27 protein-coding genes are annotated in these 26,459 nt (G+C 36.3%); 18 read left to right on the forward strand and 9 right to left on the reverse strand.

Going from position 1 to position 26,459, the window contains the following annotated elements; translation table 11 throughout:
- Nucleotides 1-41: 41 nt before the first annotated feature.
- From HCO57_RS15095 to HCO57_RS15120, 6 genes are all read left to right on the forward strand, one after another.
- Nucleotides 42-1,208: an ABC transporter substrate-binding protein gene (locus HCO57_RS15095; protein ID WP_167989721.1), complete on the forward strand. Its 1,167-nt coding sequence runs from the start codon at nucleotides 42-44 to the stop codon at nucleotides 1,206-1,208.
- Nucleotides 1,208-2,236, forward strand: a complete 1,029-nt coding sequence (locus tag HCO57_RS15100) for an iron ABC transporter permease (RefSeq protein WP_167989722.1) — start codon at nucleotides 1,208-1,210, stop codon at nucleotides 2,234-2,236. The genes HCO57_RS15095 and HCO57_RS15100 overlap by 1 nt, the downstream gene beginning before the upstream one ends.
- Entirely contained in the window at nucleotides 2,236-3,003 is a 768-nt protein-coding gene (locus tag HCO57_RS15105; protein ID WP_167989723.1) for an ABC transporter ATP-binding protein, read from the forward strand. The genes HCO57_RS15100 and HCO57_RS15105 overlap by 1 nt, the downstream gene beginning before the upstream one ends.
- 64 nt (nucleotides 3,004-3,067) lie before the next feature.
- Entirely contained in the window at nucleotides 3,068-4,435 is a 1,368-nt protein-coding gene (rmuC, locus tag HCO57_RS15110) for a DNA recombination protein RmuC (protein WP_167989724.1), read from the forward strand.
- Nucleotides 4,435-4,800 (forward strand): 6-phosphogluconate dehydrogenase, encoded by a 366-nt coding sequence (locus HCO57_RS15115; protein ID WP_136951523.1) that lies wholly within the window; start codon nucleotides 4,435-4,437, stop codon nucleotides 4,798-4,800. The genes rmuC and HCO57_RS15115 overlap by 1 nt, the downstream gene beginning before the upstream one ends.
- A 1-nt stretch (nucleotide 4,801) precedes the next feature.
- A complete protein-coding gene (locus tag HCO57_RS15120; protein ID WP_136951522.1) occupies nucleotides 4,802-5,347 on the forward strand; it encodes an acyl-CoA thioesterase in 546 nt (181 codons plus the stop codon).
- Here HCO57_RS15120 and pgl read toward each other — a convergent pair.
- Both pgl and zwf read right to left on the reverse strand, forming a co-directional pair.
- A complete protein-coding gene (pgl, locus tag HCO57_RS15125; protein ID WP_167989725.1) occupies nucleotides 5,344-6,054 on the reverse strand; it encodes a 6-phosphogluconolactonase in 711 nt (236 codons plus the stop codon). The genes HCO57_RS15120 and pgl overlap by 4 nt on opposite strands.
- 13 nt (nucleotides 6,055-6,067) lie before the next feature.
- Nucleotides 6,068-7,609, reverse strand: coding sequence for a glucose-6-phosphate dehydrogenase (zwf, locus tag HCO57_RS15130; protein ID WP_167989726.1), 1,542 nt, complete (start codon nucleotides 7,607-7,609; stop codon nucleotides 6,068-6,070).
- Between the two features lie 100 nt (nucleotides 7,610-7,709).
- On the opposite strand from zwf, the gene gndA reads away from it, so the two are divergent.
- Nucleotides 7,710-9,119 (forward strand): NADP-dependent phosphogluconate dehydrogenase, encoded by a 1,410-nt coding sequence (gene gndA / locus HCO57_RS15135; RefSeq protein WP_209066179.1) that lies wholly within the window; start codon nucleotides 7,710-7,712, stop codon nucleotides 9,117-9,119.
- Between the two features lie 64 nt (nucleotides 9,120-9,183).
- Here gndA and carB read toward each other — a convergent pair whose 3' ends face one another.
- Both carB and rpmH read right to left on the reverse strand, forming a co-directional pair.
- Nucleotides 9,184-12,036 (reverse strand): carbamoyl-phosphate synthase large subunit, encoded by a 2,853-nt coding sequence (gene carB, locus HCO57_RS15140; protein ID WP_167989727.1) that lies wholly within the window; start codon nucleotides 12,034-12,036, stop codon nucleotides 9,184-9,186.
- Nucleotides 12,037-12,135: 99 nt separating this feature from the next.
- Nucleotides 12,136-12,294, reverse strand: coding sequence for a 50S ribosomal protein L34 (rpmH, locus tag HCO57_RS15145; protein ID WP_082433296.1), 159 nt, complete (start codon nucleotides 12,292-12,294; stop codon nucleotides 12,136-12,138).
- Between the two features lie 137 nt (nucleotides 12,295-12,431).
- Between rpmH and HCO57_RS15150 the strand changes: the two genes are divergently transcribed.
- Complete coding sequence (locus HCO57_RS15150; protein ID WP_167989728.1) at nucleotides 12,432-13,322, forward strand: DUF6263 family protein; 891 nt, start codon at nucleotides 12,432-12,434, stop codon at nucleotides 13,320-13,322.
- Nucleotides 13,323-13,332: 10 nt separating this feature from the next.
- Nucleotides 13,333-13,848 (forward strand): DUF2892 domain-containing protein, encoded by a 516-nt coding sequence (locus tag HCO57_RS15155; protein WP_167989729.1) that lies wholly within the window; start codon nucleotides 13,333-13,335, stop codon nucleotides 13,846-13,848.
- 29 nt (nucleotides 13,849-13,877) lie between these two features.
- Here the strand turns inward: HCO57_RS15155 and HCO57_RS15160 are convergent, their stop codons facing one another.
- Together HCO57_RS15160 and HCO57_RS15165 are read right to left on the reverse strand one after the other, a co-directional pair.
- Complete coding sequence (locus HCO57_RS15160) at nucleotides 13,878-14,837, reverse strand: lytic transglycosylase domain-containing protein (RefSeq protein ID WP_167989730.1); 960 nt, start codon at nucleotides 14,835-14,837, stop codon at nucleotides 13,878-13,880.
- A gap of 27 nt (nucleotides 14,838-14,864) precedes the next feature.
- A complete protein-coding gene (locus HCO57_RS15165; RefSeq protein WP_167989731.1) occupies nucleotides 14,865-15,545 on the reverse strand; it encodes an alpha/beta hydrolase in 681 nt (226 codons plus the stop codon).
- Between the two features lie 173 nt (nucleotides 15,546-15,718).
- Between HCO57_RS15165 and HCO57_RS15170 the strand changes: the two genes are divergently transcribed.
- Nucleotides 15,719-16,009 carry a GNAT family N-acetyltransferase gene (locus HCO57_RS15170; protein WP_209066180.1) on the forward strand — a complete coding sequence of 97 codons (291 nt, stop codon included), beginning with the start codon at nucleotides 15,719-15,721 and terminating at the stop codon, nucleotides 16,007-16,009.
- A gap of 34 nt (nucleotides 16,010-16,043) precedes the next feature.
- Here the strand turns inward: HCO57_RS15170 and mtaB are convergent, their stop codons facing one another.
- From mtaB to HCO57_RS15185, 3 genes are all read right to left on the reverse strand, one after another.
- Complete coding sequence (gene mtaB / locus HCO57_RS15175; protein WP_167989732.1) at nucleotides 16,044-17,372, reverse strand: tRNA (N(6)-L-threonylcarbamoyladenosine(37)-C(2))-methylthiotransferase MtaB; 1,329 nt, start codon at nucleotides 17,370-17,372, stop codon at nucleotides 16,044-16,046.
- 89 nt (nucleotides 17,373-17,461) lie between these two features.
- Nucleotides 17,462-18,637 carry a GlmU family protein gene (locus HCO57_RS15180; RefSeq protein ID WP_167989733.1) on the reverse strand — a complete coding sequence of 392 codons (1,176 nt, stop codon included), beginning with the start codon at nucleotides 18,635-18,637 and terminating at the stop codon, nucleotides 17,462-17,464.
- An 87-nt stretch (nucleotides 18,638-18,724) separates the two neighbouring features.
- Nucleotides 18,725-18,976, reverse strand: coding sequence for a type B 50S ribosomal protein L31 (locus HCO57_RS15185; protein ID WP_136951511.1), 252 nt, complete (start codon nucleotides 18,974-18,976; stop codon nucleotides 18,725-18,727).
- A gap of 168 nt (nucleotides 18,977-19,144) precedes the next feature.
- Between HCO57_RS15185 and HCO57_RS15190 the strand changes: the two genes are divergently transcribed.
- From HCO57_RS15190 to HCO57_RS15225, 8 genes are all read left to right on the forward strand, one after another.
- Nucleotides 19,145-19,675 carry a DUF4199 domain-containing protein gene (locus HCO57_RS15190; protein ID WP_167989734.1) on the forward strand — a complete coding sequence of 177 codons (531 nt, stop codon included), beginning with the start codon at nucleotides 19,145-19,147 and terminating at the stop codon, nucleotides 19,673-19,675.
- A gap of 40 nt (nucleotides 19,676-19,715) precedes the next feature.
- A complete protein-coding gene (locus HCO57_RS15195; RefSeq protein WP_167989735.1) occupies nucleotides 19,716-20,684 on the forward strand; it encodes a glycosyltransferase family 2 protein in 969 nt (322 codons plus the stop codon).
- A gap of 102 nt (nucleotides 20,685-20,786) precedes the next feature.
- Complete coding sequence (locus HCO57_RS15200; RefSeq protein ID WP_167989736.1) at nucleotides 20,787-22,496, forward strand: phospho-sugar mutase; 1,710 nt, start codon at nucleotides 20,787-20,789, stop codon at nucleotides 22,494-22,496.
- Entirely contained in the window at nucleotides 22,496-24,322 is a 1,827-nt protein-coding gene (locus tag HCO57_RS15205) for an ABC transporter ATP-binding protein (protein ID WP_167989737.1), read from the forward strand. The genes HCO57_RS15200 and HCO57_RS15205 overlap by 1 nt, the downstream gene beginning before the upstream one ends.
- Nucleotides 24,323-24,407: 85 nt before the next feature.
- On the forward strand, nucleotides 24,408-24,950 hold the full coding sequence (locus tag HCO57_RS15210) for an RNA polymerase sigma factor (RefSeq protein ID WP_136951506.1): 543 nt from the start codon (nucleotides 24,408-24,410) through the stop codon (nucleotides 24,948-24,950).
- 55 nt (nucleotides 24,951-25,005) lie between these two features.
- Complete coding sequence (locus HCO57_RS15215; protein ID WP_167989738.1) at nucleotides 25,006-25,542, forward strand: hypothetical protein; 537 nt, start codon at nucleotides 25,006-25,008, stop codon at nucleotides 25,540-25,542.
- A complete protein-coding gene (locus tag HCO57_RS15220; RefSeq protein ID WP_167989739.1) occupies nucleotides 25,526-25,975 on the forward strand; it encodes a sensor of ECF-type sigma factor in 450 nt (149 codons plus the stop codon). Before HCO57_RS15215 ends, HCO57_RS15220 begins: the two co-directional genes overlap by 17 nt.
- Nucleotides 25,976-26,080: 105 nt before the next feature.
- On the forward strand, nucleotides 26,081-26,431 hold the full coding sequence (locus HCO57_RS15225) for a DUF6515 family protein (RefSeq protein WP_167989740.1): 351 nt from the start codon (nucleotides 26,081-26,083) through the stop codon (nucleotides 26,429-26,431).
- Nucleotides 26,432-26,459 lie beyond the last annotated feature (28 nt).

Raw genomic sequence — 26,459 nt, forward strand, 5'->3', positions numbered from 1 at the left:
AAGGTTATTTCATAAAAATTAAATTCATTTACTTTTGGTGCATGAAACGGACCTTTACCATACCACTTTTTGCACTTGCAATTGTGTTATTTTTTAATGCTTGTAAGAGCGATGTTAAAAAAGAGCAACTACCCACCAACTCAAAATCACAACAATCATTTTTAAAAGTTGCGTATGCTGATGGATTTTCTATAGATATAAATGGCAATTATCCTATCATAAAAGTGAACAAACCTTGGCCGGGTGCCGAACAAGCATTTACCTATGCGGTAATTCCAGATTCTATTTTACCAACTATTACATTCCCCGCAGACGCTTATGATGCGGTAATTACCACACCGATAAAAAAACTAGTTGTAACCTCTACCACCCATATTCCTGCTTTAGAAAGTTTGGGCGAATTGGACAAGTTGGTTGGTTTCCCAGACACGAAATACATTTCTTCTATGCCGGCTAGAGAGCGAATTAAAAAAGGGCTAATAAAAGAACTTGGGCAGAATGAAAAGTTAAACACAGAAATGACCATTGCCTTACAGCCCGATGTTATCATAGGTTTCAGTATAGACAACCAAAATAGTACCTACTCCACTTTAGAACAAGCCAATATTCCAGTTGTATACAATGGTGATTGGGCGGAAACACATCCGTTAGGAAAAGCGGAATGGATAAAATTCTTTGGTGTACTATTAGGAAAAGAAAAACAAGCAGACAGTATCTTTACCCAGATTGCCAAAGACTATAACGCTACTAAAAAACTAGCGCAGAACAAAACCAATAATCCTACGGTAATATCTGGTGCATTGTACAAAGACGTTTGGTATATGCCTACCGGAGAAAGTTGGGCCGCCAAGTTTATAGCAGACGCTGGCGGTAATTATCTATATAGAGATACTAAAGGCAATGGTAGCTTGGCCTTAAGTGTAGAAGCCGTTTTACAAAAAGGAACCCAAGCAGATTATTGGATTGGACCTGCGCAATTTACCGCTTACCAAGAAATGAATGCTGCTAACCCACATTACCAACAATTTAAAGCATTTACAGATAAAAAAGTATATACCTTTTCTAACACCAAAGGGCTTACCGGCGGTTTGTTATATTACGAATTAGCCCCACAGAGACCAGATTTGGTCTTAAAAGATTTGGTACATTGGCTTCATCCAGACCTTTTACCTAATTATAACCCGTATTTTTTTACACCTTTGCGGTAATGACAAAACCATCGTCTTATAAATTAGGCTTTATTGGGCTAACTCTACTCTTACTCTTGTGTATGCTAATTAGCATAAGCTTAGGTTCTGTTTCCATTCCGTTAGGCGACACCTTTAGTATTTTATTGGGGCAACCAACAACCGAAAAGGGCTGGGAGTATATTATCTGGAACTATCGCTTACCCAAAACCATTGCAGCAGTTCTAATAGGTGGTGGGCTAGCAGTGAGCGGACTCTTGATGCAAACCTTATTCAGGAATCCTTTAGCAGGTCCTTTTGTATTGGGTATTAGCTCTGGAGCAAGTTTAGGGGCAGCCTTACTACTACTGGGTGGTACTAGTTTGGGCTTAACCCAATTATTTTGGTTAAATGATGTAGCTATTGCCATAGCTGCAAGTTTAGGTAGTTTTCTGGTACTTTTAATTGTTATAGTAGTTGCCAATAGCGTAAAAGATACTATGGCCTTACTTATCATCGGTTTAATGTTCGGTAGTATAACTTCTGCTGTAGTTAGTATTCTGTCTTACTTTTCCAAAGCTGAACAATTACAACGGTTTATTTTTTGGTCTTATGGTTCTGTGGGCAATCTATCTTGGCAAAAAGTAGGTGTTTTGGCACTGCTATTACTCGTAGGGCTTACCATTTGCCTATTTTGTATAAAATCGTTAAACGCCTTTCTTTTGGGCGAACAATACGCGCAAAGCATGGGTATTCCAGTAAAAAAGACAAAATTCTTTATAATTATTGCCACAGGAATAGTTGCTGGTGCCATTACAGCTTTTGCCGGACCAATTGCTTTTATTGGGCTTGCCGTTCCACACCTAACCAGGCAATGGTTCAAAACTATGGACCACAAAATATTATTGCCTGCCGTATTTTTATACGGTGCCTTATTGTTACTTATTTGCGATACTATTGCACAATTGCCAACTTCTGCCACTGTATTACCTATTAATGCCATCACTTCTATTGTTGGTGCGCCTGTTGTAATTTGGCTATTGGTAAGAAAACGTAAAATGCTGTTTTAATGGAAAAATACATCCAAGTAGAGGATTTAAATATAGGCTACGGTAAAACCAGCATTGCCAACAAATTAAACTTTAGTATACCAAAGGGATCCTTAACGGCAATTGTTGGCATTAATGGAATAGGAAAATCTACACTTTTACGTACACTGTCTGGTATGCAACCTCCATTGTCAGGCACTATAAGCTTAGACGGTAAACAGATAGCAGACTATACATCTTCAACCTTGGCACAAAAACAGGCATTGGTTTTAACTACCCCCATAGCAACCAAAAATTTAAAAGTTGCAGAGCTAATAGCAATGGGTCGGCATCCGTATACCAACTGGCTAGGCACATTGGGTGGCTATGATAAAGAAATTATCAAACAACAGCTACATATCTTTTCTTTAGAAGACTTGAAAGACAAATATTGTTTTGAGTTGAGTGATGGGCAAATGCAACGCGTACTCATTGCACGTGCTATGGCGCAAGAAACCCCTTTGGTATATTTAGATGAACCTACTACGCATCTAGACTTATCGCACAAAGTGCATATTTTAAAACTCTTACATCGTTTTGCAACAAAACACCAACGCACCATTGTTTTTACAACCCATGAGGTAGAGCTAGCCATCCAATTATGCGATTATATGTTGCTTTTAGATGGAAAAGAAAATGCCTTTGCCGCTCCATGCGAACTTATAGAAAAAGGAAGTTTTGAATACCTCTTCCCAAAAGATTTAATACAATTTGATGCACGTACGGGTAGCTTTAAAATCACAAAATAGATAACCTAGTTGCCCCCTACTTGGCGCAGATTATTTTATCTTTATCCGAAGTTTTTTTATTTCCATGGACACTACTATTATTTACATTATCCTAGCTTTAGTTTGCTTGGGATTAGGCATTTTTTTAGGGCTTTATATTCAAAAGCTAAAAACAAAGTCGAGCACCGATGTATGGCAGGAGCGAGAAAATCAATTGAACGCCACATTAACTAGTTTAAATCAAAAACTGGTAGCCTCAGATGAAGAAAAGCGTCAAATTCTGCAAGAAAAAGAACTTTTGGGTAATAAAATTGTTCGGTACCAAGCAGATTTAGAACACTTGCAACAGGTAAATCAAGAACAAAAAGATGAAGTAGAAAAGCTTCAAGAAAAATTCACCAAGGATTTTGAAAATTTGGCCAATAAGATTTTAGACGAAAAGAGTTCGAAATTCACAGAACAGAATCAGAAGAACATCAAATTAATCTTGAGTCCGTTACAAGAAAAAATTCAGCTGTTTGAGCGTAAGGTGGAACAAACACAGAAAGAGAACATCAGCATACATTCAGCTTTAAAAGAGCAACTGATTCATTTACAAAGCCAAAACTTAAAAATTACGCAAGAAGCAGAAAACTTGACCAAAGCATTAAAAGGCGATAGCAAAATGCAAGGTAATTGGGGGGAACTGGTGCTAGAGCGCGTGTTGGAGAAATCTGGATTGGAAAAAGACCGTGAATATAGCGTACAACAAAGTTTTAAAAGGGAAGATGGTAGTAGGGTAATGCCAGATGTAATCATCCATTTACCAGACGGCAAAAAAATGGTAGTGGATTCTAAGGTCTCTTTAACAGATTACGAACGTTTTACCAATGCGGAAGAAATAGACAAACCCAGGTTTTTAAAAGACCACATAAATTCTTTAAGACGCCATGTAGAACAACTTTCTGCTAAAAAATATGAAGATTTATATGAAATGGAGAGTCCGGATTTTGTACTCATGTTCGTACCTATAGAGCCTGCATTCGCCATTGCTATTAACGAGGATAGTACGCTCTATAATAAAGCTTTTGAGCAAAATATTGTCATAGTTACCCCTTCTACCCTTTTGGCCACCTTACGTACCATAGACACCATGTGGAACAATGAAAAGCAACAAAAAAATGCTATTGAAATTGCAAGACAAGCGGGTGCTTTATATGATAAGTTTGAAGGTTTTATGAATGATTTGACCAAGGTGGGCAAAAAAATGGACGAGGCTAAAAGCGAATATAAAGGTGCCATGAACAAGCTGTTTGAAGGTCGAGGCAACATCATTACCAGCATAGAGAAACTTAAAAAAATGGGGGCTAAAGCGAAAAAATCGTTACCAGAACCTATTTTAAAACGCGCTAAGGAAGATTTAGAAGACGAAACCCCTGAACAATTAGAAGAACAATCTAAATTAAAGTTATAATGAGAAAAGTTTTATTCATAGTCATTGCCGCTGTTGTAGTAGGATTGGCCAGTTATTTTGCATTCATCTATTATGTTCCGTTTAGCGAGGGGTACCGCTCTGGAGAGTTAATCAAGTTTAGTAGAAAAGGCGTAATGGTAAAAACTTGGGAAGGGGAAATAAGCCAGGGTATCTCTGGTGCGCAAATCTTTTCGTTTTCCGTGCAAGATTCTGAAAAAGAGGTGATTCAAAAATTAAAAGATTACCAAGGAGAGTACGTGAAAGTTACCTACATAGAGCGTTATTCAACATTCTTTTGGTTGGGAGATACCAAATACTTTATAACCGATGTAAAACAGGAAAAATCACCTCATTTTAATAATTAGGATGAAAAAGTATAAATCGGCCAAAGAGTCACAAGTATCTATCACAGAATTAATGCTGCCTTCTCATTCTAATTTTGGAGGTAAGGTACATGGTGGTCACATTCTTAACTTAATGGACCAAATAGCCTTTGCGTGTGCCAGTAAACACTCTCAAGCCTATTGTGTAACCGCAAGTGTTAACAGAGTAGATTTTTTACAACCTGTAGAAGTAGGTGAACTGCTTACCCTAAAAGCCTCTATTAACTATACAGGAAATACCAGTATGGTGGTTGGGGTACGTGTAGAAGCAGAAAATGTAACTACCGGAGTAGTAAAACATTGTAACTCGTCCTATTTTACCATGGTTGCAAAGGGTGATAATGGAAAAAATTTAAAAGTTCCGGGACTTATAATCAAAGATAAACAAGCATTACGCCGTTTTGCACGTAGTATAGAACGTAAAATGGCCATGTTTCAACGCGATACAAAATTTGATGATAAAAACTTTAAGGTAGAAGACTACTTGGGTCAACTTAAAGAAGAGAATATAAAGCTAGCGCTGGACTAAAGTCCAGCTGCTGCTTCTTTATCTAAAAACCAAAGTAAATTACCCGATTTGGGTTTTACCAACGCCGCAGGATACTGTTTAAAACCCTCCTTTTCTTGATGTATAATGGCTACTTTTTCTTCTTTAGCTGCTCCCGTAACCAAAAAAGCAACTTCTTTAGCAGTATTTATTACAGCCCCGTTTAAGGATACTCTTTTTTGACCAGAATCTGGATGTGTAGCTACCACGCAATGGTCCTCTGCATCCCAAAGTTCTATCTCGTGCGGAAATATAGACGCCGTGTGGCCATCGTCTCCCATACCCAAGATAATTAAATCGAATTGCGGTACGCCTTCTACCCTATCTAGATTTATCTCTAACAAGTTGGCGTAGCGCATGGCTTCACCTTTAGGGTCATTTTCCCCCAAAATACGATGTATGTTTTCTTCAGGAACATCAATTTTATCAAATAAATGTTCCTTTGTCATCTTATAATTGCTTTGTTCATCCGTTGGCGGCACACAACGTTCATCTCCCCAATAAAAGTGAACATTTTTCCAATTTATATTTTCGCCATAAGCATCTGCAAGCGTGTCAAAAACAATTTTAGGCGTACTACCACCAGATAATGCTACATGAAAAGGTTTATCTTGCCTTGTTTGTTCTGCAAAATAAGCAGAAAATTCCGTTGCTACCGTTTGCTTATCCTCGTATATTTTAACTTCCATTTTCTTTTAATCCTTAACAAATTACACAATAACCGGGATCGTCCGTTAAATGCGGACCGGGATTACGCCATTCTCCAATACCATCTATTAAGTCATGAGAATTCTCTGGGCCCCAAACACCAGCAGCATAACCATACATGCGTACATCCTTACCTTTTTCCCAATATTCCAAAATTGGATCTACAAACTCCCAGGCCGCTTCCACTTCATCGGCACGGGCATATAAAGTAGCATCGCCTTGCATCGCGTCTAAAATTAAACGTTCGTACGCTTCCATAACGTAGGTCTCTGCCAAACTAGAATAGTAAAAATCAAGATTGGCACGTTCCACTTTAAAACCTTGCCCTGGAACTTTAACCCCAAATTTTATCAATATCCCTTCGTCTGGCTGTATACGAATAATCAGCTTATTATCCCTGTTTTCCATTCCAGAATCTTTGAATATTTGATGATGCGGCGTTTTAAAATGAATGACCACTTCCGTTACCTTGGTTGGCATACGTTTAGCTGTACGTACATAAAATGGTACATCTTTCCAGCGCCAGTTATCTACATAAAACTTTATCGCTGCAAAGGTTTCCGTGGTAGAATTTGGGTCCACCCCTTCTTCTTCTCGGTAACCTTTTACCTTTTTTCCATCAATTGTAGATTCTACATATTGCGCACGGATGGTATTGTCATATAATTCCTGAACGCTTTTCATCACTCGCAGGGATTTTAAAGCTTTCACCTTTTCATTTCTTATATCTTCCGGAGCATCACTTATCGGAGGCTCCATAACTACTAAAGAAACAATTTGTAACAAATGATTTTGGAACATATCACGTAACGCACCAGATTTATCATAATAACCACCACGTTTTTCTACCCCTACACTCTCAGCATTAGTTATTTCTACATGGTGAATATAATTACGGTTCCAGAGTGGTTCAAAAATACTATTGGCAAAACGCGTCACTAATAAATTTTGAACCGTTTCTTTACCTAGATAATGATCAATGCGATAGATCTGATGTTCTTTGAAAAATTCTTGTAAGCCACTATTTAAATCTTTGGCGGTATCTAAACTATATCCAAATGGTTTTTCTACAATTAAGCGTTTCCAACCATTTTTTTGTGTATTCATACCCGCATCTGCCAAACGTTGGGCAATGGTTTTGTATAAGGTAGGTGGCGTGGACAAGTAATACATTATATTGCCCGTGGTCTCGTACTTAGCTTTTAAAGTTTCTACGCGTTTACGCAACTGGCTGTAATCGGTATCATAGCTACCTCCCAAATCTTCATAAAAAAATTTATCTGCAAACGCTTTTACTTTAGCCTCAGATAAATCTTGAAATTTCTTTTTTAAATAACCACTTTGCGTAACTACGCGAGCTCTAAATTGCTTATCCGTCATGTCACTTCTACTTGCCCCAAGAACTACAAAATTGGTAGGCAAATGCCCAGATAAGTATAAATTGAATAACGCTGGAACTAATTTGCGCGCTGTTAAATCGCCAGAGGCACCAAATATTACTAATATTTGATTTTCTGTTTTTTTTGTTTTGGCCATCACCTATCAATTGAAGGGTCGAATATAACATTTATTTTAGGTAAAGATTCTCAGAATTCACTTACTTAGCAATGTCTTAACAGACGTAAATACAATAATTATGACAAACAAATATGATTTTGGATTGGTTGGTCTCGGGGTTATGGGACGCAATTTTATCCTTAATGTAGCTGATAATGGTTTTACGGCCTTCGGTAACGACTTGGACCAAGAAAAGGTAACTGCTTTAATAGAAGAAGGTGGTGACCCAGACAAGGTAAATGCAAGCACCAACGCTAAGGAGTTTGTTAATGCACTGAATACCCCTAGAAAAATTATGCTTTTAGTGCCCGCAGGTAAAATTGTGGATAGCGTTATAGATAATCTTTTACCCTTTTTGAATCAGGGAGATATTATAATTGATGGAGGGAACTCCTTTTTTACAGATACAGACCGTAGAGAGGCCTATCTAAAGGAGAAAGGCATCAACTTTTTTGGTGCTGGTGTTTCTGGTGGAGCAAAGGGTGCACGTAAAGGGCCAAGTATTATGCCTGGAGGAAGCCAAGAGGCGTACCAACACGTAAAACCTATTTTTGAAGCCGTTTCTGCCAAATATAATAACGAGCCTTGTGTAGCCTATTTAGGACCTAAATCGGCAGGGAATTATGTGAAAATGGTGCACAATGGCATTGAATATGGTCTAATGCAACTGACTTCTGAAATTTATGACTTGCTAAAAAAAGCAGGTAATCTTACCAACGAAGAGTTGCACCAAACTTACGCTAAATGGAACCAAGGAAGATTACAATCATTCCTAGTTGAAATTACCTCAGAAATATTTGCACAAAAAGACACCGAAACCGATGGTGATTTGGTAGACCAGATTTTAGATAAAGCAAAGCAAAAAGGAACTGGCAAATGGACCTCTCAAAATGCAATGGATTTGGGTATTCCCGTACCCACGATTGATATTGCCGTGAGTATGAGGGAGATTTCCGCATTAAAGGCAGAACGTACCAAAGCAGACGAACTATATGATAGACCTACCCCAGAAGAAGTTATGAAAAAAGCACTAGTAGAAAAAAGTGAAAATGCACTTTACTTTGCTTTTATTATGGCCTATGCTCAAGGTATGCACCAATTAGCAGATGCCAGCAAAGAATATGGTTACAACCTTAACCTTGGCGAAATTGCAAAAATTTGGAGAGCCGGGTGTATTATAAGAGCTGGGTTGTTGGCAGACATTACGGAAGCGTTCCAAGCCAATCCAGAACTACAAAATCTATTGTTGGCACCAAGCTTTGTAGAGAAAGTACAAAACACAGTGAAAGCTACTAGAGAATTGGTCGCCTATGGTGCTACTAATGGCATTCCTTTACCTGGTTTATCCAATTCGCTAACCTATTTTGATGCGTACACCTCTGAACGTTTGCCATTGAATTTAATACAGGCTCAACGTGATTATTTTGGTTCACATACGTATGAAAGAATTGATAGGGAAGGTATTTTCCATACGGAATGGGAAGCCTAAACGATAGCCCTAAAATAAAAATGCCCCGATATACGGGGCATTTTTTATGAAATAACTTTCCTTATTATTTACTCAAGTACATTTTTCTTCTTGAATATAAATTATAGAATTCGTCATCTTTTAAGCTATCTATAAACAAGATACTTTCTCCAGTACTTTTCATTTCTGGACCAAGATTCTTATTTACATTAGGGAATTTATTGAAAGAGAATACGGGTTGCTTAATAGCATAGCCCTCTAGTTGTGGGTTAAAGTTAAAATCCTTTACCTTTTTATCGCCTAGCATCACTTTTGTAGCATAATTTACATAAGGCTCTCCGTAAGCCTTTGCAATAAATGGCACTGTTCTAGAAGCTCTAGGATTCGCTTCAATGATATATACCGTATCATCCTTAATAGCAAATTGAATATTAATTAAACCTACGGTGTTCAACGCTAAAGCAATTTTCTTGGTATGATCTTTAATTTGCTGAATTACAAACTCCCCTAAGTTAAATGGTGGCAGGGTAGCATTAGAATCCCCAGAGTGGATACCACAAGGCTCTATATGCTCCATTATACCAATTATATACACATCTTCCCCATCACAAATGGCATCTGCTTCTGCCTCGATAGCTCCATCTAAATAGTGGTCTAACAACAACTTATTATTTGGAATCTTACGCAGTAAATCTACCACGTGTTGCTCCAAATCTTTTTTGTTTATAACAATTTTCATTCCTTGGCCACCCAAAACGTAAGAAGGCCTTACCAACAATGGGAATCCAAGCTCATCTGCTAAATCCAAAGCTTCATCTGCAGTTTCCGCTGTACCAAATTTTGGATAAGGAATGTTATTCTCTTTTAAAAGTGTAGAGAAACTACCTCTATCCTCTGCTAAGTCTAAAGATTGGTAGCTAGTACCAATAATTTTAATACCGTATCTATCTAGTTTTTCTGCTAGTTTTAAAGCAGTTTGCCCACCAAGTTGTACAATTACGCCTTCTGGTTTTTCGTGCAAAATAATATCATAAATATGTTCCCAGAAAATAGGCTCAAAATAAAGCTTATCTGCGGTATCAAAATCGGTAGAAACCGTCTCTGGGTTACAGTTAATCATGATAGTTTCGTAATCGCACTCAGCTGCTGCCAAAACTCCGTGTACACAGCAATAGTCAAACTCAATACCTTGTCCTATGCGGTTTGGTCCTGAGCCTAATACTACTATTTTCTTTCTATCTGTTACTACAGAATCATTGGCTACAAAACGTTTACCATCTGCGGTTTCTATTTCCTCTTCAAAAGTGGAGTAATAGTAAGGAGTCATTGCTGTAAACTCTGCGGCACAGGTATCTACCAATTTGTACACGCGATTGATATTGAACTCCATACGTTTTTTATGTACTTCGCTCTCATAACAATCTAACATGTGCGCAATTTGCCGGTCTGCAAAACCTTTTTGCTTAGCTTCTAATAACAATGATTTTGGCAAGCTTGCAATAGTATATTTGTTAATTTCTTGCTCTAAACAATGTAATTCTTCATACTGTTTAAGGAACCACATGTCAATTTTAGTAATCTCGTTAATACGCTTTAACGGGATACCCAATTGTATGGCATCATAAATAACAAAAACACGGTCCCAGCTAGGAACAGTAAGTTTTTGTATTATGGTTTCGTAATCTTTTAAGCCTTTACCATCTGCCCCTAATCCATTACGCTTAATTTCTAAAGATTGCGTGGCTTTGTGCAATGCTTCTTGGAAAGAACGGCCTATACCCATTACCTCTCCTACGGACTTCATCTGTAAACCCAATGTTCTATCAGAACCTTCAAATTTGTCAAAATTCCATCTTGGAATCTTAACAATAACGTAGTCTAATGTTGGCTCAAATAATGCTGAGGTTGACTTTGTAATTTGGTTGTCTAACTCATCTAGTGTGTACCCTATAGCTAATTTAGCTGCGATTTTGGCAATGGGATAACCCGTAGCTTTAGAAGCCAATGCAGAAGAACGAGACACCCTTGGGTTAATCTCAATGGCAATAATTTCTTCTTCTTCATCCGGACTTACAGCAAATTGAACGTTACAACCCCCAGCAAAATCCCCGATGCTACGCATCATTTTAATGGCCATATCTCGCATTTTCTGGAAAGTACGGTCAGATAAGGTCATTGCAGGTGCTACTGTAATAGAATCACCCGTATGTATCCCCATAGGATCCATATTCTCTATGGTACAGATAATAACTACGTTGTCATTCTTATCTCGTAACAATTCTAACTCATATTCCTTCCAACCCATCATTGCCTTATCTATCATTACCTCGTGGATAGGAGATACTTCTAAACCATGACTCAATAAGTCATCAAACTTTTCTGGTTCATAAACAATAGAGGCTCCAGCCCCACCAAGGGTAAAAGAAGCTCTAATTACTAATGGAAAACCAAATTCTTGAGCAATTTCCTTACCTTTTAGGAACGAGGTTGCTGTAGATTGCGGTGCCATACCAACACCTATTTTAAGCATTAACTCACGGAATTTTTCTCGGTCTTCTGTAATGTTAATTGCATCTATATCTACACCAATAATTTCTACACCAAAATCTTCCCAAATGCCTTTTTCATCTGCCTCAATACAAAGGTTAAGCGCGGTTTGGCCTCCCATGGTTGGTAGAACCGCATCTATATTTGGGTGTTTTTTTAGGATTTCTATAATCGATTTTGTATTCAGCGGTTTTAAATACACATGGTCTGCCATTGACGGGTCTGTCATAATAGTGGCAGGATTGCTATTAATTAAAATGGTCTCAATACCATCTTCTCTTAAAGATCTAAGGGCTTGTGAGCCAGAATAGTCAAATTCACAAGCTTGACCGATGATAATTGGACCGGAACCGATGATTAAAATTGATTTTAAGTCTTCTCTTTTTGGCATGCTACTATGGGTATTGTTTTAATCGTTAAATATAGGTCAAAAAAAAGGTGCTAAACTGAAACAGTAGCACCTATTAATTTATAAGTTATCGACAATCATTTATTTCTTGTGTCGTGGTTCTGAGGAAACAGTAAGTTTTTTTCTCCCTTTAGCTCTTCTTCTAGCAAGAACTTTCCTGCCATTGGCTGTTGCCATGCGCTCTCTAAAACCGTGCTTATTTCTTCTTTTTCGCTTTGAAGGCTGATATGTTCTTTTCATTGTATCTCTTTTATTATAAAACCAAAGGCGTCTTGAAAAATTCTGGGCGCAAATATACAAAGAGTTTTTGCATTAACAAACCCTTTCTAAAAAATGTTTGTATTAGTTTTGTTGCAGAACAAAATAAACCAAAAAAAGTGGGGCGTCGAAACTTACACCTAACAATAATTCTTCTTTTTATTTGTATAACAACAAGTTACACCCAAACACAGTTAGGTTATAACTTAGAGCCTGGTGCTGTTTTTAAGATAAAACAAGAAGCCAAACAGTTAATGACTCAAGAAATTCAAGGAACAAAACACGAATTAACCAATAATTTAAGTGGAATTTTTCAATTTAAAATTCTAGAAAAAGAGCCCTCAGCTTTTAAAATTGAACTTCAATTTGTTGAATTTGGATTAAAAACGGAGTCAAATTTGCAAGGAGTGATTATAGAGGTGCATACTAATAATCCTATTGAAGGTGATGTTACTTATAACATGTTTGCGCAACTTGTGGATAGACCTTTAATCCTTACTATGACCAGAGAAGGTAAAATTATAACAGTAGACGGTGGTGATGAACTGGTTGATAATATGGTAAACAATGCAGGCGATTTAGATGAGAATACTAAAAAAATCATGAAGAACTCTTTGAGTAAAGAATTCAGTTCAGCAGGATTAGCGAACAGTTTTGAACAAATGACCTACATCTACCCTACACAACCCAAAAAAGTGGGTGAAGAATGGCAAACCAATTTTAAAGGAAAAATAACCGCAACCAACAACTGGACGCTAGAAAAAGTAGTAGGTAAAACAATTTTTACTTCTGGTAACGCAGAAATGACCATGCAAAATGCAGATGCAGGATTTTCTATAGATTTGACAGGAACACAAGAATTATTGGTAGAGGCAAATGCCTCTACTGGATTTATAAATAAAATGATGGTTTCTGGCCAAGGAACCGGAACATCTGTTATCTTGGCGAACGGTATGGAAATACCTACCACCTTAGAACAAACAATTACTTACGAATTAATTACAGAATAACAACACCCCTATGTTCAACAAAAACATAAAACTAGTCATTGCTGCTCTTATTATTGGGTATGCTGTATATCAATTTATTGAAGGAAATATTGGCAATGGAATTGCATTAATTCTATTGGCTAGTATTTTTGTTTTCTTATACTTTAGAAACGAAATTATATTGATGTCTTTCTTAAAAATGAGAAAACAAGACTTAGAAGGTACAGAGCAATGGTTAACTAAAATTAAAAATCCAGAAGCTTCTCTAGTTAAAAAACAACAAGGATATTACAACTATTTACACGGTATTATTTATTCTCAAAGAAATCTAACGCAAGCAGAAAAATACTTTAAAAAAGCACTTAAGCTTGGGCTAAATATGGATTATGATGTAGCTATGGCTAAATTAAGTTTAGCAGGTATTGCTATGCAAAAAAGACGTAAAAGAGAAGCAACAACCCTTTTACAAGAAGCTAAAAAATTAGACAAAAACAACATGCTCACAGAGCAAATTAAAATGATGCAACAACAAATGAAGAAGATTTAATCTTCTTCATTTGTTGTGCCTACAAAATATTATTTACTCTCTCTGTAATACCCCTTGTTAGGGATTTCTATGGTATATTTTTTACGAGAACTGTTGTTTAAGTGCGGCTCTCGCAACCAAGGATTATGCCTTTTAAGCACTTTGTAGTTAATTTCATAAAGTGATGCAAACTCTGCCCAGCTGGTTACAGCCGTATCTACCTCCACAGTAAATGTTGGCACTTGTGTATAGTAATCTTCTTTTTCTAATTGAAAACCATATTTTTCTGGGTTTGAAAGAATCTCCTTTATCGCCATAATACGAAAAACGTATCTACCAGTTTCTTGCCCCAATAACAAATCGTAATAGTCATCCACGTTTTGTATTTTCATATATTTTTGAATACCACCAGGACCGGCATTATACGCAGCTGCAGTAAGCGTCCATGAACCAAACTTATCTTTCCATCGCTTTAAATATTCGCACGCCACTTGAGTGCTTTTTTCTATATGGTATCGTTCATCTACATTATCATTCACCTCTAATCCATATTCGCGTCCTGTAGCACGCATTATCTGCCAAAAACCTGTTGCCCCAGCAGGACTTACTACATTTTGCAAACCACTTTCTGCAACAGCCAAATATTTAAAATCTTCTGGTATGCCGTTTTTAGCTAATATAGGTTCTATGATAGGGAAATATTTGTGCGCACGTTTCATTAAAAGTACGGCATTACTCTGCCAGTAGGTATTCACCAAAAACTCCCTATCTATACGTTCCACTATTTCTGGGTCGTCCATTGGCGCCGGCTCTCCAGCAAAATTCAAATTCTCCGGAATATCTATAGCGCTAATTTGATAGGTATCTGCCACATTTTTGTCTACTTTACTAAATGTAGAAATTGTAGTTTCCTCATCATTTTCTTCTGTTTGCTGTTGTACTGCATATATAAGTGATCCCATTACAAAAAGGAACCCTATGCCTGCCAGAATATTTTTTAAATATTTCATTATTACCTCTTATTTTAAAGCAAGATACTATGAAAATACGTCACTTTCTCCTAAAATTATTGCTGGTAAATGTTCATTAAACCATTTAGCTCTGTAAATTATCATGGTATGCTTACCATTATTAACTGTAATACAATTCTTTATATTGTTTACAGGAAAAACTTTATCTGTATCGCCATGAATATGAATGATATTTTTAGGAGGCAACTCTTGTTTCCAATTTACAATTTGATTTATAGCCCAATGCAAATACCTCCTATCCCTTACATCTAAATAGATTTGATACAGTTTTAATCTATTTTTGACTTTTTCTCCCATAGCGTATTTAGCCAAAAACTCTACGTTCTCAAAAATAGACATCGGAAAAATGCGATGGATTTGAGTTAATCGTGCTAACCTAATACGTTTTGGCATCTCTTTATATGTTTTAACACTAGAAATTATTATTAACTTTCTAACCTTTAGAAATTTAGCCATTTCTTGCACAACCAATCCACCAAAAGAAACCCCTATCAATACTGGGTCTGTATGTTTAATTTGATGAGCCATTTGTTGCGCATATGCTTTTAAGGTAGTTTTCTTATCTGGAAGATGCCATTTTAGAAAGTGACAAGTAAACAGCTCAGGGTCTAATTGTATATGGTCAAAAATGGCAGGACTAGCCGCCATACCAGGGACAAAATAGACGTGGATTTTATTGGTGCTCAATGTGTAAGGCCTTGTATTTACTAGGATATTACCAATATTTTAACTAACTTTACAGTCTATCCTTAATTGGAAAGAAACCTATCTATAGGATTATAGAATTTAAGCCGTTAAATACGATACTAAGGTATTGTTTATTTTTTTGCTTAAAGTTAAAAGTAAACCAAAACTATATAATGGAAATGGAGATTAATGACAACAGTTTCTTACGCCAGTTTGAAGCTACAGTTGATGGACAACTTGCCAAGATTGAGTATTCTTCTCAAGAAAGAAAAGTATTTTTAACCAAATTAGTTATCCCAGAAGGCGTTACGCAAGAAGGTTTTAAAGAAAATTTCATCAAAGCCGTATTACACCACTTGCAAGAACAAAATCTCCGTGTGGTGCCAACCAGTCCCCACATTGCCGGGTTCCTTAGAAAAAATAGGCAATACAAAGAAATGTTGCCAGTAGGCATCAGAATCTAAGACATTATACCCTGACAAATTAGTCAGGGTTTTTTTATGCTATTTCTTGTTGAGTAACAAAAGAAAATCGTACTAAGCCATCTTCATCTATTGAACCCAGTTCTACTTGGTGTAACTGATTTACCAATGCTGGATTCCAAGGCGTCTTTACTTTTACATAATTTTCTGTAAAACCATGAATGTATCCTTCTTTGTTTTCTCCTTCAAACAATACAGTTCGTATACTTCCTAACTGGCTCTCGTAAAAAGCTCTCCTCTTTTTAGCAGATAACCCTCTTAGCATTTTACTGCGCTTACTACGCACATTTTTAGGGACTACCTCGTCCATTGTTGCAGCAACGGTATTATCCCTCTCAGAATACGTAAAAACATGTAAGTAAGAAATATCTAAAGCATTTAAAAAATTATAGGTTTCTATAAAATCTTCATCGGTCTCCCCAGGAAAACCAACAATAACATCTACACCAATGCATGCATGTGGCATCACTTCTTTTATGCGTGCCACTCTATCTGCGTAAAGATTAGTAAGATATCTTCTACGCATCAACTTTAAAATCTTATCACTACCGCTTTGTAAAGGAATATGAAAATGTGGCACAAAACCATTGCTTTGAGCTACAAAATCTATAGTCTCGTTCTTAAGAAGATTTGGCTCTATAGAAGATATACGCAATCTATGAATCCCATTAACTTTATCTAAGGCTTGCACTAACTCAAAAAAAGTATGCTCGTGTTTTTTATTTCCGAACTCCCCTTTGCCGTAATCCCCAATGTTGACACCCGTTAGAACAATTTCTTTAATGTCTTTGGAAGCAATTTCGGCCGCATTCTTCAATACATTCTCTAAGCTGTCACTTCTAGAAATTCCACGAGCTAAGGGTATAGTGCAATAGGTACATTTATAATCACACCCATCTTGCACTTTTAAAAAAGCTCTTGTTCTGTCTCCTATAGCATAGCTACCCACATAAAAGTCAGCCTCATTAATTTCACAAGAATGCACCTCTCCCTTATCATTTTTGGTAAGATCATTTAAGTAGTCGGTGATTTTAAATTTCTCAGTAGCACCTAAAACCAAATCAACTCCATCCACAGCAGCTAACTCTTCTGGTTTTAATTGTGCGTAACATCCCACCGCAGCAACAAAGGCTTCGGGATTAGATTTTTGTGCTTGTTTTACAATAGTTTTAAAGCGTTTATCAGCATTTTCAGTTACTGAACAGGTATTAATAACATATATATCTGCGTTCTCAGAAAAATCTACTCGGTCAAAACCTTCTCCTTCAAACTTCCGAGCTATCGTAGAAGTCTCAGAAAAATTTAACTTACAACCAAGAGTATAAAATGCTACTTTCTTCTTCATTACCTATCTAAAATGGCCTGCAAAGGTACAAAATTTGCGGTTTTTAAGCATTTAGCCAATGTAATTACACTTGAACTAATGTGTGTAAATTAATCTTTACGCCACTTTTTAGTTAGCTCAAAAACAGCTTCAAAAAGTTCTTTTTCTACAGCATCAAATTCTATATTTCTTCGCCCCATCATGGCTTTGGCTGTCTCAAAAGCTTTATTGGTCCTGTAGGTAGTAAAACCGGAGGCACCACCCCAACTATAACTAGGAATAAAATTGCGCGGAAAGCCACTACCAAAAACATTGGCATTCACCCCAACAACAGTACCTGTATTAAACATCGTATTAATACCAGCTTTACTATGATCCCCCATCATTAACCCACAAAATTGCAAACCGGTATGCGCAAAACCTTCCGTTTGGTAGTCCCAAAGACGCACTGGTGCGTAATTGTTTTTTAAGTTAGAGGTGTTGGTATCTGCTCCTAGGTTACACCACTCTCCTAGAACAGAATTGCCAAGGAAACCTTCATGACCTTTATTACTGTAAGCAAACAAGACAGAATTATTAACCTCTCCCCCTACTTTACAATACGGTCCAAATGTAGATGCTCCATAAATTTTTGCTCCCATTTTTAACACAGCATGCTCACACATGGCCAGCGCACCTCTGATAATACACCCTTCCATAATTTCCGCATCTTTACCTATATAAATAGGTCCTGTAGATGCGTTTAGAATGCTACATTCTACCTTGGCTCCTTCTTCTAAAAATATGTTTTCTGGTGCTATAACCGTATTAGTGGTTGATATTGGTGCACTTATCCTACCCGTTGTTAAAAGATTAAAATCTTCCCTTATAGCCTCATCATTCTTTGCAAAAATTTCCCAAGTATGTTTTATAGTTAATCCTACATCATTTAACTGCTTTATCTTATAATTGGAAGCATCATATTGTAAGGAATCTTCCTTAGAAACATACGCAACAATATCTTCTTTAAAAAATAATGCTTCTCCAATCTTCAACCCGTTTATTTCTGCAAGCAATGTCTTTGTTGGTAAATAAGTGGCGTTAATTACCACATTGGTTTTTCCTAATTGTAAAGGAAATTTTTGAGCTAAATAATCTTCTACAAAATAAGAAACCTTTGTAGCTAAGTAATTTTCCCATTTTTCCTTAATGGATAAAATACCAACACGGATTTCACCTATTGGCCGTGTGTACGTAAATGGTAATAATGCTTGCTTGTCATTACCATCAAAAAGAATGTAGTTCATGCCTGAGTTTTTCTAGATTGTAAAAATAAAAAAACGCCTTCGTTACAATAACGAAAGCGTTCTGATATCATCGTAAACAAAAGTTTATTACTTCTTGAACTTTTTGTACTTGTTCTTGAACTTATCAATTCTACCTGCAGTATCCACCAATTTAGTTTTACCTGTGTAGAAAGGATGAGAGGTCCTAGAGATTTCCAACTTCACCAAAGGATATTCAACACCATCAACTTCAATGGTCTCTTTAGCCTCTGCGGTTGATTTTGTGATAAAAACATCCTCATTGGACATATCCTTAAAAGCAACCAATCTATAGTTTTCTGGGTGTATTCCTGTTTTCATTACTACCTTAACTTTAAATCTATCTCAATTTTTCAGGCTGCAAATTTAGTCAAAAAATACTCACACACAATGCCTGAAGCGTAAAAATCTAAAAAATATTTTTAAAGTTGTAACAAAATTTAAAAAAAGAATACTTACTAGCTGTAATCAACTAAATCAAACACAAAGATGGAAAACAACAAACCCACCACAGGCAAGGTAGCTTTAAAATATGGTATTATTCTAGGATTAATTGGTATTGCTTTTAATCTTATGCTATATTTTCAAGACTTACATTACCAAATAGATATGAGCAGAATTTTTCTTGCTTTAGGCTTAGGTGTAGTGCTAACAATAATTGCTTCAATATTAGGGATTTTAGAGTTTCGCAAAGCGAACAACGGTTTTATTTCTTTTCCAGAAGGATTAAAAATTGGTGTTGGTGCTACCCTGATTAGCGGGCTTATCGGAATTATTTTTGGTTTTGTACTAGCACATGTCATTGACCCAGATATGACGGATAAAGCCATAGAGTACTCTACTAATATGATGTTAGAATCTGGTATGGACCCAGAAATGGTAGAAAAACAAATTGAAAGCCAAAAAGATCCCAATTACGTACTACAAATTGCTGGTGGTCTAATTTTTAATCTATTTATAGGTTTTGTAGGGACCTTAATCCCTGCCCTAGCTTTAAAAAAGAGTGAACCTCAATATTAAACAAAAACACTACTTTTGAGGGGAATTACTGTAACAAACAATGCAATTATCCATTGTAATCCCTTTACTTAACGAAGAAGAATCTTTGAACGAATTATACGATTGGATTGCCCGCGTGGTACAATCCAATCGTTTTTTGTATGAAATCATTTTTATTGATGACGGTAGCACAGACAAATCTTGGGAAATTATAGACGCATTGTCAAAAAAAGACCCACAAGTAAAAGGGATTCGGTTTCTAAAAAACTTTGGAAAATCGCAGGCATTGCATGCTGGATTTAAAATGGCGCAAGGTGATGTGGTGATTACCATGGATGCCGATTTACAGGACAATCCAGAAGAAATACCAGAGCTCTACCAAATGATTAAAGAACAACACTATGATTTAGTCTCTGGCTGGAAACGAAAACGGTACGACTCCGTCCTTGCAAAAAACCTACCTTCTAAGCTATTTAATTGGGCGGCACGACGCACCTCTAACGTGCAGCTGCACGATTTTAATTGTGGCCTTAAAGCCTATAACATTAAGGTTATTAAAAATATAGAGGTCTCTGGGGAAATGCACCGTTACATCCCTGTTCTAGCTAAAAATGCAGGTTTTAGTAAAATTGGAGAAAAAGTAGTACAACACCAAGCACGCAAATATGGTGCTACCAAGTTTGGCATGGAGCGTTTTATAAATGGATTTTTAGATTTACTTACCATATGGTTTGTTTCTAAATTTGGCAAACAACCCATGCATCTTTTTGGGGCTTTAGGCGCAATGGTTTTTATTATTGGTTTTGCTTTTTCTGTTTATTTAGGAATAGATAAATTATTTATCAACCCAACTGGAAGATTAATTACGAGTAGACCGCAATTTTTTATAGCACTGAGCTGTATGGTCATTGGTACACAATTATTTTTAGCTGGCTTTATTGGCGAATTATTCATCCGAACCAAAAAGGCACCTCAGAATTACAAAATTGCAGCAGTTATTAGCCCAGATTCTGTTGCAGAAGTAGATTAACCAAAAGTTTAAGTGCTTAGTAGGCATCACTTTTAAATAATTTAATACTTTAGTCGTTACTTCAATTAGCAAGAAAATTCTTAAAGAAAATAGATAAAAGATATGGACTCCATCATTAAGACCGCACAATCCTGGCTTACAGATTTTTTTGATCCTCAGATAAAAGAAGAAATCAATCGTCTCATCAAAGAAGATTCAGAAGAATTACAAGATTCTTTTTACAGAAACCTAGAATTTGGTACTGGAGGTATGCGTGGGGTAATGGGTGTTGGCACCAACCGTATTAACAAATATACGTTGGGTAAAAACACACAAGGTTTAAGCAATTACTTAAAACAAATCTATGCTGGGCAAGAAATCAAGGTAGTTATAGCGTACGACTGTAGGCATAATAGCGATACGCTTTCTCAAACCGTAGCAGAAGTACTATCTGCTAATGGAATTAAGGTTTATCGTTTTTCAGCCTTAAGAACTACTCCAGAACTCTCTTTTGCCGTTAAACATCTTAATTGTCACGCAGGTATTGTTTTAACAGCATCTCATAACCCACCAGAATATAACGGTTACAAAGTATATTGGACAGACGGTGGTCAAATAGTACCACCACAGGATAAAGAGATTATTGCAGAAATTAATAAACTTAGTTTTGAGGATATAAAGTTTGAACCCAATACAGCATTAATTGAAGCTATAGACACCGATGTAGATGAAGCTTTTTTTGAAGCTTCTGTTGCTAACGGCAATTTTAATGCTGCTGCTAAGGATGATTTTAAAATTGTATTTACAAGTATACACGGAACATCCATCACTGCTATTCCTGAAGTATTGAAGCGTGCAGGCTATAACAATGTTACTGTGATAGAAGAGCAAGCTACACCAGATGGTAATTTTCCAACAGTAAAGTCTCCTAATCCAGAAGAACCAGAAGCATTGGCAATGGCTATTGCAAAAGCAGAGGAGATTGGAGCAGATATGGTTGTAGGTACAGATCCAGACAGTGACCGTTTAGGTATTGCCGTACGTAATCTAGATGGTAAATTGGAACTGCTCAACGGAAACCAAACTATGGTTTTGATGACTAAATTCTTATTAGACCAGTACAAAGCCAAAGGTTTTAAAGGGAACGAATTTGTAGCTACTACTATTGTTTCAACTCCAATGATGGAAAGAATGGCCAAGGAATATGGAGTAGAATGTAAAATTTCTTTGACAGGCTTTAAATGGATTGGTAAGATGATAAAAGACTTTCCCGAACAACACTTTATAGGTGGTGGTGAAGAAAGTTTTGGCTACATGGTGGGTGATTTTGTACGCGATAAAGATGCGGTAACCTCTACCCTCTTGGCTTGTGAGATTGCCGCCCAAGCAAAAGCGAACGGTAGCTCTTTTTATGAAGATTTAATTGATGCCTACGTACAATTTGGTTTCTATAAAGAAAAACTAATTTCCATTACAAAAAAAGGGATGAGTGGTGCCGAGGAAATTAAGCAAATGCTTAAAGATTTTAAAGAGAACCCAGTAGAATCAGTTGCCGGATCTAAAGTAAAGTGGATAGAAGACTACAATACCTCTATTGCTAAAAATGTACAAACTGGTGAGGAAAAGGCCATAGATATTCCAAAATCTAACGTTTTAATTTACGAAACGGAAGATGGCACTAGAATTGCCGCTAGACCTAGTGGAACGGAACCAAAAGTAAAATTCTACATTAGCACCAATACAAAATTGGAAAAAACCGAAGATTATAAAAAAGTGGCAGCAGAACTTGACAATAAAGTCAAGAGTATTCTTGCTGAGCTTAATTTAGCTTAATGAACTATTTCAAAAAGATTCTTCGCTTTGCGAAGCCTTACCGGATATATGCAATTTTAAACATTATATCTAACATCTTTTACGCACTGTTTTCAACATTGGCAATGATATCATTATTTCCAATGTTGAACGTGCTTTTTAACCAAACGGAAAAAATATATGCCAAACCAAAATGGAGCGGTATAACCAATCTAAAAGATTACGTAACAGATTCTCTAAACTTTTACATCACAGAACAAAGCCAGCAAACAGATTCAGGCGAAGTTCTTATGTACATGGTTGGGCTAATTATTACCATGTTTCTATTAAAGAATCTTTTCAATTATTTAGCCATGTATTTTATTACGTTTCTACGTAACGGTGTCCTTAAAGATTTACGTAATGAACTATATAATAAGACTGTAGAATTACCTATATCCTATTATTCTGAAAAACGTAAGGGCGATACTATTGCGCGTATAACTTCAGATGTATTAGAAATTCAACATTCGTTTCTATCTATATTGGAGCTAATCGTTAGAGAGCCCTTAACTATAATTTTTACAATTATAGCAATGCTCACCATTAGCCCGAAACTTACATTGTTCGTTTTTCTGTTTCTTCCTTTATCTGGATTCTTAATCTCCTTGATTGGTAAATCGTTAAAACGTAAATCGGACAAAGTTCAGCAAGAGCAAGGCTACTTCTTATCCATTTTAGAGGAAACTTTGGGCGGACTTAGAGTTATAAAAGCGTTTAATGCAGAATCTGTATTCGCCAGAAAATTTCAGTCTTCTACGAAAAGATTTTTTAGTTTTTCGAACAGTTTGCTAAACAGACAAAACTTGGCTTCCCCAACCAGTGAATTTTTCGGAATTGCAGCCATTGGTGTAATTCTATGGTACGGTGGACAAATGGTTCTTGTTGAAAAAACACTTGAAGCAGAACTTTTTATTACCTACATGGCTTTGTCTTACCAAATTTTAACGCCAGCGAAAGCAATAAGTAAAGCATCTTACGGAGTTAAAAAAGGAAATGCTGCTGCAGAACGTGTTTTGGAAGTCTTAGAAACGGAAAACCCTATTTCCGAAATAGATAACCCTATTCAACAGGACACTTTCACCAAAGCTTTGAAGATTGATAATATTTCCTTTAAATATGAAGATGAATATGTGCTAAAAAATTTCAACCTAACCATTGAAAAAGGAAAAACAGTAGCTCTTGTGGGACAATCCGGTAGTGGAAAAAGTACTATCGCAAATCTTGTCACTAGATTTTACGATGTCAATGAAGGTGAAATCAGCATTGACGGAAACAACATAAAAAAACTAAGTAAAAAATCGCTACGAGGTCTATTGGGTCTGGTTACACAAGACTCTATCCTCTTTAATGATACGGTTAAAAACAATATTGCCCTAGGTAAAGAAAATGCTACTGATGAAGAAATTATCGCTGCCGCAAAAATTGCCAATGCACATGATTTTATTATGGATTTGCCAAATGGCTACAATACCAATATTGGAGATAGTGGCAACAAACTAAGTGGCGGTCAAAAACAACGTTTATCCATTGCTCGTGCTGTACTTAAAAATCCACCAATCATGGTGTTAGATGAGGCTACTTCTGCCCTAGACACCGAAAGTGAACGTTTGGTGCAAGATGCCTTGGAGAAAATGATGCAAAATAGAACTTCTTTGGTTATTGCACACAGGCTTTCTACCATCCAAAATGCAGACCTCATCGTGGTTATGCAAAAAGGTAAAATCTTAGAACAAGGCACACATGAAGAACTTCTCAAATCCAATAAGGGTTATAAAAGGTTGGTAGAGATGCAAAATCTGGCCTAGCTAGTATAAACGTTCAATAAGAAATTTTAGACTTCGTTTTAAACCTTTTCCTAAATTTAAGGTCTAAGGGTAAAACATCATTTTTTTGGTTGTAGAAGAAACATTAGTTGCAGAGCTAAAAAACAAAGAAACCCAAGGTAAAGCCTTTGAGGTGTTGGTAAACCATTACAAAGAACGGCTGTATTGGCACATTCGCAGAATTGTGTTAAATCATGATGATGCAGATGATGTGCTACAGAATACATTTATTAAGGTATACCGTAACATTGAGGGTTTTAAAGCCAACAGCAAATTGTATTCTTGGATGTATCGCATCGCAACAAATGAGTCGCTTACTTTTCTAGAAAAAAAATCTAAAAAACTAGGAAAAAGTACAACAGAAATGCAAGCGTATTTGGTTGAGAATCTAGAGGCAGATGTCTATTTTGAGGGTGATGCAATTCAGCTTAAATTACAGAAAGCCTTGGCCACGCTACCCGATAAACAAAAAATGGTTTTTAATATGAAATATTTTCAAGAAATGAAATACGAAGAAATTTCAGAAATTTTAGAAACATCGGTAGGAGCCTTAAAAACATCATACCATTTGGCTACCAAAAAAATTGAAGCGTACCTTAAAGCGCATTAAACCAATAGAATGAAAAAGGGTCTAATAGAAAAATGAAAAAGGGTCTAATAGAAAAATGAAAAAGGATAAAGATAAATCGCATCAATTACCAGAGGGCTACTTTGAGCAGTTCAACCAACGATTAATGGATAGAATTGCTGCAGAGGATGCCATTACCCATGAAACCCTAATTCCAAAAACGGATGGTTTTAGTGTACCAAAAGGCTATTGGGATACCGTGTATGTTAATACAGCAAAAGCAGTAGAGCTCAATACAGCCCCAAAAATAATAGCCATCAACAGCTACAAAAAATGGCTTGCTGTAGCAGCCTCTCTTGCTTTGCTGATAACACTGTATTTTAGTACACAGCCCAAAACAAATAAAGAACTAGTTAATTTTGATGGCTTGGCTGCGACAGAAATACAAGAGTATTTACAAGCAAACACCGATGAATTAACCTCTTATGAACTTGCTTCGCTTTTGCCTACAGAAGCACTTGGCAATACGCTTTTTGTAGATGAATCCTTAGAAAGTGATGCCATCTTGGAGTACTTAGATGAAAATGTAGACGAATTAGAAGACTTAAATCTGGATTATGAATTATTTAAATAAACTATTACTCACCTTAGTTCTTGGCGTAGTGTTAGTTAGCCCAAAATTACAAGCACAAGAAGAAGGCAGAGACCGTATAAAATCTTTGAAAATTGCTTTTATATCAGAAAAGCTCGCGTTAACGCCAAAAGAGGCCGAAAAGTTTTGGCCTATATATAATGAACACGAGGATACTGCCGATTTGCTAAGGCAAAAAGAGCGTAAATACTTCGGAAAAAATAGTGCAGATGCGGCAACGCTGTCAGACGCACAAGCTAGCCAATTATTGAAAGAATTAGAAGCCATGCACGAAGAAAGATATAAATCTGGTAAAGTATATGTGCAAAAATTGAAGACTGCTATTCCTGAGAAAAAAATTATACTTCTTTTAAAAACAGAAGAAAACTTTAAAAGAAAACTTATTCAGCAATTTAGACTAAGGCGCGGCAATTAAACCATATATGGATTGCAGTAAAAGAGAGACTTAACGTCTCTCTTTTTATTTAAACCTTTTTTCATTTTTACAGTCTTACATATACAAACCATAAAAATTGTAGTCATGAAAAATGTAAAGAATGTTTTTATAGTGCTTTTTTTATTAGGTGGTATGCTGATGACAACTGCCCAAACTACGGTAATTAGAACCTACCCTAGAACAGGAACTGTAGTAACCACAATACGTAAACCTAAAATTGTAGTACACAAAAATACCCGTTTTTATTTTGCAGATGGAGTTTGGTACAATACAAATAACAAAAAGTATGTAGTGGTATCTGCACCAACAGGTTTAACCATAAATCGCTTACCAAGAGCCAGAAAAGTAGTGGTTGTAAACGGAAAAAGACTTTATAAATATAGAGGAGTATTTTACAAGAAAACAGGTAGAAATTTTGTGGTAGTTAATGTGTAACACCCAATACTAACTGTTTATTTTTGAT

Source organism: Croceivirga sp. JEA036 (genome assembly GCF_011882165.1).
Taxonomy (GTDB): domain Bacteria; phylum Bacteroidota; class Bacteroidia; order Flavobacteriales; family Flavobacteriaceae; genus Croceivirga.